The organism is Pseudomonas sp. 1L-B-1-E-C1 (assembly GCF_057291835.1).
The window spans coordinates 329,149-342,883 of the sequence record NZ_JBXAWN010000008.1 but is presented as its reverse complement, the minus strand read 5'-3'; the positions used below and the strand labels follow the sequence as shown (position 1 = coordinate 342,883).

Sequence of the window (13,735 nt, the reverse complement as noted above, 5' to 3'; positions counted from 1 at the left end):
TCGAAGAATTCTTCAACAACTTCAACCACTTGCGCTTTCGATCTCTCGTTAGCGGGAGGCGAATTCTACAGCGTTAATCGCTGCTGTCAACACCTCTTTTTCTCCGCTTTCGACCGAGAAGATCGAACCGTTAAAAGAGCTAAACACCACCACTCTTTCAACTCCTCCCAGGCTTCGATGATCTGAAGCAAGTCACTGTCGAAAACTGCGTAACTCTCTGAATCTCAAGGAGTTTTCCGTTTCGACTGCGCCGGAAGTGGGGCGAATTATAGACTTCTAAAATTCGCCGTCAACCCCTAATTCCAACATTATTCAGATTTTAGCGTGATACGTGCAAAAGCCTTCTTGCCGGCCTGGCAAACGTGAGTCGCGCCCAGTACGTATATAAAGGAGCGATCAACCACTTCACCATCAACACGCACCCCGCCCGCTGCCAACAGATCACGCGCCGCCGCCGAGTTCTTCACCAGACCAGCTTTATTAAGAACGGCTGCGATAGGCATGTCTTCTGCCGAAGCCAGTTCAATCTCAGGCAAGTCATCTGGAAGCTCGCCATCCTTCATGCGGTTGCCAGCGCCACGGTGAGCATTTGCCGCCGCTTCTTCACCATGGAAACGCGCAACGATCTCTTCAGCCAGCTTGATCTTGATGTCACGCGGGTTCGCGCCAGCTTCAACGTCAGCCCGGAATGCGTTGATCTCATCCATCGAGCGAAAGCTGAGCAGTTCGAAGTAACGCCACATCAGCGCATCCGGGATAGAAACCAGCTTGCCGTACATTACGCCCGGCGCTTCCTGGATACCGACATAGTTGCCCAGCGACTTGGACATCTTCTTCACGCCATCCAGACCTTCCAGCAATGGCATGGTCAGAATGCACTGAGCTTCCTGACCATAACCACGCTGCAATTCGCGCCCCATCAGCAGGTTGAATTTCTGATCGGTACCGCCCAGCTCGACATCCGCGCGCAGCGCGACAGAGTCATAACCCTGCACCAGCGGATAGAGGAACTCGTGAATAGCGATTGGTTGATTGGTGGTGTAACGCTTGTCGAAGTCATCGCGCTCGAGCATGCGAGCGACAGTGTATTGGGATGTCAGACGAATGAAATCCGCCGGCCCCATCTTGTCCATCCAGGTGGAGTTGAAGGCAACTTCGGTTTTCACCGGATCGAGAATTTTGAAGACCTGAGTCTTGTAGGTCTCGGCATTCTCGAGAACCTGCTCGCGCGTCAACGGCGGGCGCGTAGCACTCTTGCCGCTCGGATCACCGATCATCCCGGTGAAGTCACCTATAAGGAAGATCACCTGATGCCCCAGCTCCTGGAACTGGCGCAGCTTATTGATAAGCACGGTATGACCCAGATGCAGATCCGGAGCGGTCGGATCGAAACCAGCCTTGATACGCAGCGGTTGACCGCGCTTGAGCTTCTCGACCAGCTCGGACTCGACCAATAGTTCTTCCGCACCACGTTTAATCAGCGCTAGCTGCTCTTCAACCGACTTCATAACAGACCCGCAAGGCTCAGATTCAAAGGGAACCAACCATACAAGAACGCGCACCAATTACAAGTTTTGCCCGGCGCACGGACACCAATCCACAGACCCAAGGTCTGCAGACTTGCTTCAGAGATGATTTGGTTATATTTTATACAGTTATTTCATCTTCATCATGTCATTCATCTTTTCCAATTCATCTATTTCAAAGTCAAAAATTACCTATGACCACAGAACCGTCTAAAGCGCCCCCGCTTTACCCGAAGACCCACCTGCTCGCCGCAAGTGGAATCGCCGCCCTTCTCAGCCTGGCGCTGCTGGTATTTCCTTCCAGCGATGTTGAAGCCAAAAAGACGACTCTGAGTCTTGAACTGGAAAGTCCTGCTGAACAACTGACACAAGATCAAGACGCTGCTGACGCGGCTCAAGCCACAAACGAGCCAGCAGCTTCGCCGTTCGCACAAATTGAAAACAGCGACGAAAGTGCCGCCCAAACCGCCCAAACCGCTGAAACCGCGCCGGCGCCTGTTGCGCCTGCCGAGAAAGCAAAAGAGCCTGGTCACCGCGAGGTCGTGGTTTCCAAGGGCGATACGCTGTCTACCCTGTTTGAAAAAGTCGGTCTGCCAGCAGCCTCCGTGCACGAAGTACTGGCAAGCGACAAGCAAGCCAAACAGTTCAGCCAGCTCAAGCGCGGTCAGAAACTCGAATTCGAACTGAATCCGGAAGGCCAGTTGACCAGCCTGCACAGCAAGGTCAGCGACGTTGAAACCATCACCCTGACCAAGAACGACAAGGGTTATTCGTTCAACCGTGTCACCGCCAAGCCAACCGTTCGCACTGCCTACGTCCATGGCGTCATCAACAGTTCACTGTCGCAGTCGGCTGCGCGCGCTGGCCTCTCTCACAGCCTGACCATGGATATGGCCAGCGTCTTCGGCTACGACGTCGACTTTGCACAGGACATTCGCCAGGGTGACGAATTCGATGTGATCTACGAGCAGAAAGTCATCAACGGCAAGGCTGTCGGCACCGGCCCGATCCTGTCCGCGCGTTTCACCAACCGCGGCAAGACCTACACCGCCGTTCGCTACACCAACAAACAAGGCAACAGCAGTTATTACACCGCCGATGGCAACAGCATGCGCAAGGCTTTCATCCGGACACCGGTTGACTTCGCCCGTATCAGCTCGAAGTTCTCCATGGGCCGCAAGCACCCGATTCTCAACAAGATCCGCGCCCACAAAGGCGTGGACTATGCCGCGCCCCGTGGCACGCCAATCAAGGCTGCCGGTGATGGAAAAGTGTTGCTGGCCGGCCGTCGTGGTGGTTACGGCAACACCGTGATCATTCAGCACGGCAACACCTACCGCACGCTATATGGCCACATGCAGGGTTTCGCCAAGGGTGTAAAAACCGGCGGTACCGTCAAGCAAGGACAGGTGATCGGCTATATCGGCACTACCGGCCTTTCTACCGGCCCACACTTGCACTATGAGTTCCAGGTCAACGGCGTTCACGTCGATCCGCTGGGTCAGAAGCTGCCAATGGCCGATCCGATCGCCAAGTCCGAACGCGCGCGCTTCCTCGCGCAGAGCCAACCACTGATGGCGCGCATGGATCAAGAAAAGGCCACGATGCTGGCTTCGAGCAAGCGCTAAGCATGGCTCTGTATATCGGTGTGATGTCCGGAACCAGTCTCGACGGGCTGGACATCGCCCTGATCGAGCAGACCTCGGCGATCAAACTGATCGCCACCCACTACCTGCCAATGCCTGACTCCCTGCGCGCCGAGCTGCTTGGCTTGTGCGCCAGCGGTGCCGACGAGATTGCCCGTTCGGCAATTGCCCAGCAACACTGGGTCGAACTCGCGGCCTCAGGTGTTCACGCCCTCCTCGCTCAGCAACAGCTCCAACCCGACGCCATCCGCGCTATCGGCAGCCACGGTCAGACCATTCGCCATGAACCGGCACGCGGCTTCACCGTGCAGATTGGCAACCCTGCCCTGCTGACTGAGCTGACCGGCATTACCGTCGTCAGTGATTTCCGCAGCCGCGATGTCGCAGCGGGTGGCCAGGGCGCGCCTCTGGTGCCAGCCTTCCACGAGGCTTTATTTGAAGAGCGTACCGGTAACCAGGCGGTCTTGAATGTAGGCGGATTCAGCAATCTCAGCCTGATTGAGCCGAACAAACCTGTAGCCGGTTTCGACTGTGGCCCGGGAAATGTGCTGATGGATGCCTGGATTCACCGGCAACGCGGCGAAAACTATGACCGGGACGGGCAGTGGGCTGCGACCGGCACGGTTCAGCCAACCCTGCTCAAAGCAATGCTCAGCGACCCGTTCTTCGTGACCAAAGGCCCGAAGAGTACCGGCCGTGAAGTGTTCAATCTGCCCTGGCTGGAACAACATCTCTCGCGCCTGCAGAATTTTGCGGCCGAAGACGTTCAGGCCACGCTACTCGAACTGACGGCACTGACCATCGTCGAGTCGCTGCAAAGTGCCCAATCGAACACGCAGGAACTGCTGGTCTGTGGCGGCGGCGCACATAACGCCACACTGATGAAACGACTGGCGGATCTACTGCCGAACACTAAGGTCGCCAGCACCTCAACTCACGGCGTCGATCCGGATTGGGTGGAAGCCATGGCCTTCGCGTGGCTCGCTCATTGCTGCCTGGAAGGGATTGCCGCCAACCGGCCAAGCGTCACCGGTGCTCGCGGTCTGCGCGTACTAGGCGCCATCTACCCGGCATAATCTTCAGACACAAAAACGCCGCAGAACCGAAAGGCTCTGCGGCGTTTTGTTGTGTGCGGTGAAGCGCGATCAGATCGAGAACGACGACCCGCAACCACAAGTAGTTGTCGCGTTCGGGTTCTTGATCACGAAGCGCGAACCTTCCAGACCTTCCTGATAATCCACCTCGGCACCGGCCAGATACTGGAAGCTCATCGGATCGACCACCAGGCTTACGCCTTCGCGCTCGACGATGGTGTCGTCATCGGCCACGTCTTCATCGAAGGTAAAACCGTATTGAAACCCTGAACAACCGCCGCCCGTAACAAATACGCGCAGCTTCAAGCGATCATTCCCCTCTTCATCGACCAGGCTCTTCACCTTGTGCGCAGCACCTTGAGTGAATTGCAAAGCCGTGGGGGTGAAGGATTCGACGCTCATGCTGACTATCTCCCGGCGTTACGCCGCCATAATGCGTGATGACGCGCATTATCCGCTTGTCCTAGAAAATTGGTCAACTATTAGAGGAGCAGCGGCAAGCTTCAAGCAGTGAGCTTCAAGCTTGCGGCTCATTACCGGTGGCTGCCGTTAAGGAAGCATGCCGGCGTGGGACAGGCCGAAACGCTCGTCCAGTCCGAACAGGATGTTCATGTTCTGCACCGCCTGGCCCGAGGCACCCTTGACCAGATTGTCGATCACCGAAAGCACCACCACCAGATCGCCATCCTGCGGACGATGCACAGCGATGCGGCATACGTTAGCGCCACGCACGCTTCGGGTTTCCGGATGGCTGCCGGCTGGCATTACATCGACGAACGGTTCGTTGGCGTAGCGCTTTTCGAACAGCGCCTGCAGATCCACCGAGCGATCGACCACGGTCGCATAGAGCGTGGAGTGAATACCGCGAATCATCGGCGTCAGGTGCGGCACGAAGGTCAGGCCGACATCTTTGCCCGCCGCGCGGCGCAGGCCCTGGCGGATTTCCGGCAGGTGGCGATGACCTTTTACCGCGTAGGCCTTCATGCTTTCGGACGTCTCGGAGTACAAAGAACCTACCGCCGCGCCACGCCCGGCACCGCTGACGCCGGATTTGCAGTCGGCGATCAGGCGCGAAGCATCGGCCAGACCCGCCTCAAGCAACGGCAGGAATCCCAATTGTGTAGCGGTTGGGTAGCAACCCGGCACCGCGATCAGGCGCGCTTTCTTGATCTGCTCGCGATTGACTTCCGGCAAGCCGTAGACAGCTTCGTCCAGCAGTTCTGGCGCGCCGTGCGGCTGGCCGTACCACTTGGCCCATTCATCAGCGTCTTGCAGACGGAAATCGGCCGACAGATCAATGACCTTGGTGCCCGCTGCCAGCAGTTCGCCTGCCAGTGCGTGCGCCACACCGTGCGGCGTGGCGAAAAACACCACATCGCAAGCGCCGAGAGTTTTCACGTCCGGAACGCTGAAAGCCAGGCCGTCATAGTGGCCGCGCAGGTTCGGGTACATGTCAGCCACGGCCAGACCGGCCTCGGATCGGGAAGTGATGACCACCACTTCTGCCTGCGGATGCTGTGCCAACAGACGCAGCAGTTCGACACCGGTGTAACCCGTGCCGCCGACGATACCGACCTTGACCATAAACCTGCCCTCAACGAACCCACTGGAAAGCCGTCGATAATAGGGGCCGCGCGCGCCTGCGACAACCGCCAAGGTGACGCGCGGACGCTCAAGCCTCTACTATCCGGCTACCGTGAATGAGGGAATAACCAAAAATGCTCTATCTATGGCTCAAAGCGTTTCACATCGTCAGTGTCGTCTGCTGGTTTGCCGGGCTGTTCTACTTGCCGCGTCTGTTCGTTTACCACGCGCAAAGCGCAGACACGATCAGCAAAGAACGCTTCAGCGTCATGGAGCGCAAGCTGTATCGCGGCATCATGGGCCCGGCGATGATCGCCACGCTGATCTTCGGTGGCTGGCTGATCTATCTCAACCCGACACTTTTCAGCCAGGGCGGCTGGATCCACGCCAAACTGACCCTGGTCGTAGTGCTGATCGGCTACCACCACATGTGCGGCGCGCAAGTAAAACGCTTCGCCCGTGGCGAAAACACCCGCAGCCATGTCTTTTATCGCTGGTTCAATGAAGTGCCGGTTCTGCTATTGCTGGCTATCGTAATTCTGGTCGTGGTCAAGCCGTTCTAACTTCAATCAATAAAAATCTTCGGGGTGTTCACAATGTCGCTGCCCGCTTTGCTCGAACAACGTCTGCGTCTGCCCGTGGTGGCGGCACCGATGTTCCTGATCTCCAATCCGGAACTGGTGCTGGCCTGCTGCCGCAATGGTGTGGTCGGCAGCTTTCCGGCGCTGAACCAACGCGAAAGCAGCGGCTTCAAGGCTTGGCTGGAACAGATCGAGGCGGGCCTGACGACGCTGGATAATCCGGCCCCTTATGCCGTAAACCTGATTGTTCACCACAGCAATCCGCGCCTGCAGGCGGATCTGGACATCTGCGTGGAGCATAAGGTGCCGATCGTTATCACCAGCCTCGGCGCGGTGAAGGAACTGGTCGACGCGGTGCACAGCTATGGCGGTCTGGTGTTTCACGACGTGACCACGCGGCGCCATGCCGAGAAAGCCGCTGAAGCCGGTGTCGACGGGCTGATTGCCGTCGCGGCCGGCGCCGGCGGGCATGCCGGCACCTGGAGTCCATTTGCGCTGATCGCCGAGATTCGTCAGTTCTTCGACAAAACGTTGTTGCTTGCAGGATGTTTGAACCACGGCCATGAGATTCTCGCCGCACAGTTGCTCGGCGCGGATTTGGCCTACTTCGGTACGCGCTTTATCGGCACCACCGAAAGTCACGCGCCTGACGCTTACAAAGACATGCTGCTGACAGCCAAGGCGGCGGACATCATTCATACTCCAGCGGTGTCGGGAGTGCCGGCCAGCTTCATGCGCCAGAGCCTGGAGGCAGCCGGTTTCGACATGGCAGCGCTACAAGGCAAGGGCGAAGTGAATTTCGGCGACAAGCTCAAGCCGATCAATGATGAGGCCAAAGCCTGGAAGACCGTGTGGTCGGCGGGCCAGGGTGTTGGCCAGATTGACGATCTGCCGAACGTGGATCAACTGATTGCACGGCTCGACGCCGAATATCGTCAAGCCCAAACGCGCGCTGCACAGCTGCCACAACGCTGGCCGCGCTGAGAGATATACCTGGCCAGTCCTAATCAGACTGGCTGCCAAATTAATCGCGACAAGGATGCCTCGGCCATGAGCGAACCCCGTTACAAGATCGTCTTCGACGGCGCGCTGCAGCCCGGCGTCGACCTCACCACCGCCAAACTGAATCTGGCGGATCTGTTCAAAAGCGATGTGGCCGCCATCGAGCGCCTGTTCAGTGGCCGCACCGTCGCCCTCAAACGTGATCTGTCCCACAGCGATGCCCAGACGTATCTGCAGGCATTGAACAAAACCGGGATCGATGCGCGGATCGAAGCGGAAACTTCCATCGAGCTGAATCTGGCGGAGGTTCACGATAACCCTGTCCCGGCGCCCGAGCCGGAGTCGCCGTACGCCCCACCGCGCGCAAATGTCGGTGAAGCTCTGCCGCCATTCGCCACGCTCAAGCCATTCAGTGTCGAAGGCCGGATCGGCCGTCTGCGTTTTCTGGCCTGGACCATGGTCTTGACTCTGGTGACCCTGCCCATTGTCGGCGTGTTCGCCTTGATTGCGTTGGGACTGGTCAGCGGCGACTCGACAACCGGCCTGATTTTCGGCGGGATACTGGCGGTCTTCCTGTTTATTGGCTTCATGATCGTCAGCATTGTGTTCAGCGTTCAGCGCCTGCACGATATCGGCTGGTCGGGCTGGCTGTGGCTGTTGAATCTGGTGCCGTTCGTGGGCAGCTTTTTCCCGCTGGTGATCATGGTTGTTCCTGGCAATGCCGGCGCCAACCGCTACGGCCCGCCGCCACCGCCTAACAGCACGGCGGTCAAAGTGCTGTGCTCATTGTGGCTCGTGTTCTTCGCGCTGATTTTTGCCGCAGGTCTGCTTGGCGGCTTCTCGGCTGTGCAGGACGAATATGAAAGCAATCTGGAAAGCAGCTTTGACAGCGGCTCGGTGACCGCCGACGAAGTTGAGGTCGTCGAACCGCCAGCGATTTCCGCCGACGAGGCCGCCGAACCTGCGCAGGCCCCTGTAGACTCTGCAAAAGAATGAACAGCGCTCCCCGCCGTGACAACCGCGTCGCCGGCGCGGAGCTGTTGCGATGGAGAACTGCATGACCCGTTACGCTCTGATCACCGGCGCCTCCAGCGGCATCGGCCTGGCCATGGCCGAAGCGCTGGCCCGGCGTGGCCGCAGCCTGATTCTGGTGGCACGACAGCGTGATCAGCTGGAAAGTATCGCCATCGAGCTGACCCAGCGCTTTGATGTCGAAGTGTTGTTTCGTGCCTGCGACCTTGGCGAACCGTTGCGTCTGTCCGGCTTTTTGCTGGAGCTGGAAGAAGGCGACCGACAGATCGACCTGCTGGTCAATTGTGCCGGTATCGGTACATGTGGCCCGTTCCTCGCGCAGGACTGGATGACCGAGCAGGATTTGATCGAAGTGAATATCCTCGCTCTCACCCGCCTCTGTCATGCGGTGGGTAACAGCATGGCGCTTTTGGGTGGCGGGCATATTCTGAACGTCGCCTCGGTGGCCGCCTACAGCCCTGGTCCGTGGATGAGCACTTACTACGCCAGCAAAGCCTACGTGCTGCACTTTTCCGAAGCGTTGCGCGTTGAGCTCAAACAGAGCGGCGTGAAAGTCTCGGTACTGTGCCCCGGCCCGACCCGCACGGCGTTTTTCCGCACCGCGCAATTGAACAGCGAAAAAATCGACAGCAGCGATTCGATGATGAGCCCGGAAGAGGTCGCGCTGCACGCCGTGCGAGCGCTGGATAAAAACCGCGCGATCATCATTCCGGGACGACGCAACCGCTGGCTGGCGTTCCTGCCGCGACTGGGTTCGCGCTGGCTCAACCGGACGATTGTCGGCATGGTTAACAAGGCCTACTGCCCCCGTTGAACCGTCCTACGAAAATCACTGAGCAGCGATCTTTGCTCATGAGTACACTCAGACCAGCCCAAACAACGGAGAAAACAGCAGTGGATACTCTGTTCACCAAGATCATCAACCGGGAAATCCCGGCAAAGATCATTTACGAGGACGACCAGGTTCTGGCCTTCCACGACATCGCCCCACAGGCTCCGGTGCACTTTCTGGTGATCCCGAAGAAACCGGTGCGCACGCTCAATGACCTGACCGAAGATGACAAGGCGCTGGCCGGGCATATCCTGTTCACCGCGCAACGTCTGGCGCTGGAACTGGGCTGCGAGGAAGGTTTCCGCGTGGTGATGAACTGCAATGAACTCGGCGGGCAGACTGTCTATCACATTCATATGCATGTGCTGGGGCAGCGTCAGATGAACTGGCCGCCGGGCTGATTGGCGACAACCGACTGTGGGAGCGAGCCTGCTCGCGAAGGCGTCGATACATTCAACACTTCAGTATCCGATAATCCGCTTTCGCGAGCAGGCTCGCTCCCACGAAGAGCAGAATCAGCAGCCAATGACCCAGCGCAAACCCTCGCCGGCCGATTCGGTTAAACTGGCCGCCGAGATTCTTCCCGGAGGTCAGCATGACTACCCAACGTCACTACTCGCCCATAGACCGTCTGCTGCTGCAAGCCGATGCCGCGATGCGCACGCTGTTGCCCTTCAGTGGCCAGCCGTACCGTCCATCGCCGGCGATTTTGCAGCCGGACAGGCAGATGAGCGATGAAGACACCCGCCACGTCGCCGGCCTGATGCGCATCAACCACACCGGTGAGGTCTGTGCTCAGGCGCTGTACCAAGGACAGGCGTTGACAGCCAAGCTGCCGCAGGTACGTGAAGCCATGGAGCACGCGGCTGAAGAAGAGATCGATCATCTGGTCTGGTGCGAGCAACGCATCCATCAGTTGGGCAGTCATACCAGCGTCCTGAATCCACTGTTTTATGGCATGTCGTTCGGCATTGGTGCGGTGGCCGGGTTGATCAGCGACAAGGTCAGTCTTGGTTTCGTTGCGGCGACCGAGCATCAGGTGTGCAAGCACCTGAATGAGCATCTGGAGCAATTGCCGGCCGAGGACGAGAAATCCCGGGCAATTCTTGAGCAGATGCGCATAGACGAAGAACATCATGCGGAAAGCGCGCTGGATGCAGGCGGGTTTCGTTTTCCGGCGCCGGTGAAGTTCGGGATGAGTCTGTTGGCGAAAGTGATGACCAAGAGTACCTACCGGATTTAAGATCTGGATCGATGCTGATGGCCTCATCGCGAGCAGGCTCACTCCTACAGGGCTCCGTATTCCAGCAATAAAAAAGGCGACTGCCGTGAGGGAGTCGCCTTTTTTGTGTCCGGGAATCTTAGGTCGGCATGTTGCGCGCGTAGAAGATTTCCAGCATTTCGTGTTTCACACGGTCGGTCACCTGGGCACGTTGCTCGGGCGAAAGGTTGCTGGTGGCGTCGCCGAACAGGTAGTTGTCCAGTTCGAAGTTCTTCAGCAGCATCTTGGTGTGGAACAGGTTTTCCTGGTACACATTCACGTCGGTCATCTGGTACGCGTCGCGGGTGTCTTCGGACAGGTAGTTCTGGATCGAGTTGATCTCGTGGTCGATGAAGTGCTTGTTGCCTTCAACGTCACGGGTGAAGCCGCGCACACGATAATCCACGGTCACGATGTCCGAATCGAACTGGTGAATGAGGAAGTTGAGCGCTTTGAGCGGTGAAATGACACCACAGGTCGACACGTCGATATCCACACGGAAGGTCGCAATACCATCGTCCGGATGGATTTCCGGATAGGTGTGCACCGTGATGTGGCTCTTGTCGAGGTGGGCCAGAATGATTTCGGGCAACGGGCCCGGCGACTCTTCGATCTGGCTGTCAGTCGGGGTTACCGGCTCTTCCGAAATCAGAATCGTGACGCTGGCGCCCTGGGGTTCATAGTCCTGACTGGCAATGTTCAGGATGTTGGCACCAATGATCTCGACAACTTCTGTGAGAATCTGCGTCAGGCGTTTCGCGTTGTACTCTTGATTGATGTACTCGACGTAAGCCTGCTGGTCTTGCGGGGTTTCCGCGTAGCAGATGTCATAGATGTTGAAGCTCAAGGTCTTTGTCAGGTTATTGAACCCGTGGAGCTTGAGTTTGCTTTTCACCGTTAAAAACTCTCTATGTATGCGGCGCGGCCGCGTGATCAAGCATGCCCGTCAAGTGCGAACGACGCACCTGCGTAGGACGGTTAACACCTCTTCGCGATGGCGATTTTGGTTATCTGTTCAGGCGGATGACCTGTCGGCTGACCGATCACTGCCCTGAAAAAAGTGGCGCATTATGCAGACGTCAGCGGGGGATCGCCAGAGTCTGCATTGCTTTTATGATAGTTGAATGTCGGTTCAGCCGAGTTCAACGATTTCATAATCGTGGGTGATCGCCACGCCAGCCGCGCCGAGCATGATCGACGCCGAGCAATACTTCTCCGCAGACAGCTCGATGGCGCGTTTGACCTGGGCTTCCTTCAGGCCCCGGCCCTTGACCACGAAATGCATGTGGATCTTGGTGAAGACCTTGGGATCTTCGGTCGCACGCTCGGCGTCGAGGAAGGCTTCGCAGCTTTCCACGGCCTGTCGCGACTTCTTCAGGATGCTGACCACGTCGAAGTTGCTGCAACCGCCGACACCCAGCAAAAGCATTTCCATCGGGCGAACCCCGAGGTTACGACCACCGGCGTCCGGCGGGCCGTCCATCACCACGACATGACCGCTACCGGATTCGCCGAGGAACATGGCTTCGCCAGCCCATTGGATGCGTGCCTTCATCGCCCAGACTCCACTGTAAAAAAAGGGTCGCCAGCTTAGCACAGCACTTTGTCTGGGCAGGAACGACGTCCTAGGACAGATGATTTCTGGCTGTAGGTAATTTCTCGAATTTTCGACGAAGTGTCTGGTAAGCTGGCGCCAATTCGCTGGCGCCAATTCGTCAGCCCTGTAGCGACCGCCTTCAGCGCCTCATAAAAACTCAAACATCACCGTGCAGTCTTTTCGGGATACAACCATGGTTGCTATTACCCCCACACCCAAAATCAAGAACATCGACAAACTGCTGATGCATTGCCAGCGCCGTCGTCATGCGGCCAAGAGCAACATCATCTGCGCCGGCGATCGCTCGGACACGCTGTACTTCATCATCAAGGGCTCGGTCACCATCCTCATCGAAGACGACGATGGTCGCGAGATGATCATCGCCTACCTGAACGCCGGGGATTTTTTCGGCGAACTGGGCCTGTTCGAACAAGCCGGCCACGAACAGGAACGCAGCGCCTGGGTGCGGGCCAAGGTCGAATGCGAAACCGCGGAAATCAGCTACGCCAAGTTTCGCGAACTGTCGCAGCAGGACCCAGACATTCTTTACGCACTCAGCGGACAAATCGCACAACGCCTGCGCAACACCACGCGCAAAGTCGGCGACCTGGCGTTTTTTGACGTCACCGGCCGAGTCGCCCGTTGCCTGCTGGAACTGTGCAAACAGCCGGACGCCATGACGCACCCGGATGGCATGCAGATCAAAGTCACCCGCCAGGAAATCGGTCGGATCGTCGGTTGTTCGCGAGAGATGGTCGGCCGCGTGCTCAAGGATCTTGAAGAACGCAACCTGGTCGACGTGAAGGGCAAGACCATGGTGGTCTTCGGGACTCGCTAAGCCTGTCAATCAGGCGCTGTAGATCTGCGCCAGCATCAAACGAAACAGTTCATCGAGACGCGCCAATGCTTGTGGCGCGTTGAATTTCTCATGCAGGGCGATGTGGCTTTGCGCCCTCACCCGCTGCTCCAGGCCGCAGGCTTCATTGAAGCGATTGACCGCGGCGACCATTGACTCGCGTTCGTCATCCATCAGCATCGCACCGTGCACCAAGCCAACCGGACGTTGTCCGCCCTGACTCTGACGCCAGCGCTGAGCGGTGCCGACCATCTTGCGGCCGTCGAGATTGACGTTGAAGCGGCCATCGCAGAATGCACCGTCGATTTCGCCCACCGACGAGGTGCCACCCAATTCTTCCAGCAACTGACAGATCGGATCGCACAAGCGGCGGTAGCCGGTTTCGATGCGGTTCAAGTCGCCTTCGCTGCGAGGCGGGGCATAGACCAGAGCAATGTTGATGGTTGCAGCGGATTGCGGCACCGGCTCGCCGCCGGTTTCTCGCAGCAGCACCGGCCAGCCAGCGGCAGCGGAGACTGCGCAGGCGTGGTCGAATTGCGCGAGACGGTTGAGGCGGCGCGGCATGACTAGCGCGCGGTCGGTGGGTTGCCAGAACAGCAGGCCGAATTCGGCGTCGCCGGCGCAGACCGAGGCCAGCAAGTCCTGTTCGGCTTGCAGGCCGGATTCGATGGTCAGCGGGGTTGGCAGCGACATGGGGGGGCTCCGGCAGATTGGATCTCTTTAG

The 13,735-nt window shown here is 58.1% G+C and carries 15 protein-coding genes; 9 read left to right on the top strand and 6 right to left on the bottom strand.

Features of this window, described 5'->3' with window-relative positions; all coding sequences use genetic code 11:
• Positions 1-308 precede the first annotated feature (308 nt).
• A complete protein-coding gene (gene tyrS, locus AC0Z4S_RS16530; protein ID WP_485623767.1) occupies positions 309-1,508 on the bottom strand; it encodes a tyrosine--tRNA ligase in 1,200 nt (399 codons plus the stop codon).
• Between the two features lie 212 nt (positions 1,509-1,720).
• On the opposite strand from tyrS, the gene AC0Z4S_RS16525 reads away from it, so the two are divergent.
• Positions 1,721-3,154 carry a peptidoglycan DD-metalloendopeptidase family protein gene (locus tag AC0Z4S_RS16525; protein ID WP_485623774.1) on the top strand — a complete coding sequence of 478 codons (1,434 nt, stop codon included), beginning with the start codon at positions 1,721-1,723 and terminating at the stop codon, positions 3,152-3,154.
• A gap of 2 nt (positions 3,155-3,156) precedes the next feature.
• Positions 3,157-4,248 carry an anhydro-N-acetylmuramic acid kinase gene (locus tag AC0Z4S_RS16520; protein ID WP_485623766.1) on the top strand — a complete coding sequence of 364 codons (1,092 nt, stop codon included), beginning with the start codon at positions 3,157-3,159 and terminating at the stop codon, positions 4,246-4,248.
• Positions 4,249-4,317: 69 nt separating this feature from the next.
• Here AC0Z4S_RS16520 and erpA read toward each other — a convergent pair whose 3' ends face one another.
• Positions 4,318-4,668: an iron-sulfur cluster insertion protein ErpA gene (gene erpA, locus AC0Z4S_RS16515; protein ID WP_007918905.1), complete on the bottom strand. Its 351-nt coding sequence runs from the start codon at positions 4,666-4,668 to the stop codon at positions 4,318-4,320.
• A gap of 147 nt (positions 4,669-4,815) precedes the next feature.
• On the bottom strand, positions 4,816-5,850 hold the full coding sequence (argC, locus tag AC0Z4S_RS16510; protein WP_042610443.1) for an N-acetyl-gamma-glutamyl-phosphate reductase: 1,035 nt from the start codon (positions 5,848-5,850) through the stop codon (positions 4,816-4,818).
• A 134-nt stretch (positions 5,851-5,984) separates the two neighbouring features.
• On the opposite strand from argC, the gene hemJ reads away from it, so the two are divergent.
• The 6 genes from hemJ to coq7 all read left to right on the top strand — a co-directional run bounded on the left by hemJ (position 5,985) and on the right by coq7 (position 10,540).
• Complete coding sequence (hemJ, locus tag AC0Z4S_RS16505; protein WP_253496320.1) at positions 5,985-6,413, top strand: protoporphyrinogen oxidase HemJ; 429 nt, start codon at positions 5,985-5,987, stop codon at positions 6,411-6,413.
• 33 nt (positions 6,414-6,446) lie between these two features.
• Positions 6,447-7,415 (top strand): NAD(P)H-dependent flavin oxidoreductase, encoded by a 969-nt coding sequence (locus AC0Z4S_RS16500; RefSeq protein ID WP_485623765.1) that lies wholly within the window; start codon positions 6,447-6,449, stop codon positions 7,413-7,415.
• Between the two features lie 66 nt (positions 7,416-7,481).
• Complete coding sequence (locus AC0Z4S_RS16495; protein ID WP_485623764.1) at positions 7,482-8,429, top strand: DUF805 domain-containing protein; 948 nt, start codon at positions 7,482-7,484, stop codon at positions 8,427-8,429.
• A gap of 61 nt (positions 8,430-8,490) precedes the next feature.
• Positions 8,491-9,279, top strand: a complete 789-nt coding sequence (locus AC0Z4S_RS16490) for an SDR family NAD(P)-dependent oxidoreductase (protein WP_253496331.1) — start codon at positions 8,491-8,493, stop codon at positions 9,277-9,279.
• An 80-nt stretch (positions 9,280-9,359) separates the two neighbouring features.
• On the top strand, positions 9,360-9,698 hold the full coding sequence (locus AC0Z4S_RS16485) for a histidine triad nucleotide-binding protein (protein WP_017128660.1): 339 nt from the start codon (positions 9,360-9,362) through the stop codon (positions 9,696-9,698).
• 194 nt (positions 9,699-9,892) lie between these two features.
• On the top strand, positions 9,893-10,540 hold the full coding sequence (coq7, locus tag AC0Z4S_RS16480) for a 2-polyprenyl-3-methyl-6-methoxy-1,4-benzoquinone monooxygenase (protein WP_485623763.1): 648 nt from the start codon (positions 9,893-9,895) through the stop codon (positions 10,538-10,540).
• A 118-nt stretch (positions 10,541-10,658) separates the two neighbouring features.
• Here coq7 and speD read toward each other — a convergent pair whose 3' ends face one another.
• Positions 10,659-11,453, bottom strand: a complete 795-nt coding sequence (gene speD / locus AC0Z4S_RS16475) for an adenosylmethionine decarboxylase (protein ID WP_024014530.1) — start codon at positions 11,451-11,453, stop codon at positions 10,659-10,661.
• A gap of 237 nt (positions 11,454-11,690) precedes the next feature.
• Complete coding sequence (locus AC0Z4S_RS16470) at positions 11,691-12,113, bottom strand: OsmC family protein (RefSeq protein ID WP_016772921.1); 423 nt, start codon at positions 12,111-12,113, stop codon at positions 11,691-11,693.
• Positions 12,114-12,348: 235 nt separating this feature from the next.
• Between AC0Z4S_RS16470 and crp the strand changes: the two genes are divergently transcribed.
• Positions 12,349-12,993, top strand: a complete 645-nt coding sequence (crp, locus tag AC0Z4S_RS16465) for a cAMP-activated global transcriptional regulator CRP (protein ID WP_042610435.1) — start codon at positions 12,349-12,351, stop codon at positions 12,991-12,993.
• 9 nt (positions 12,994-13,002) lie between these two features.
• Here crp and AC0Z4S_RS16460 read toward each other — a convergent pair whose 3' ends face one another.
• Positions 13,003-13,704 carry a lipoate--protein ligase family protein gene (locus AC0Z4S_RS16460; RefSeq protein ID WP_485623762.1) on the bottom strand — a complete coding sequence of 234 codons (702 nt, stop codon included), beginning with the start codon at positions 13,702-13,704 and terminating at the stop codon, positions 13,003-13,005.
• Positions 13,705-13,735 lie beyond the last annotated feature (31 nt).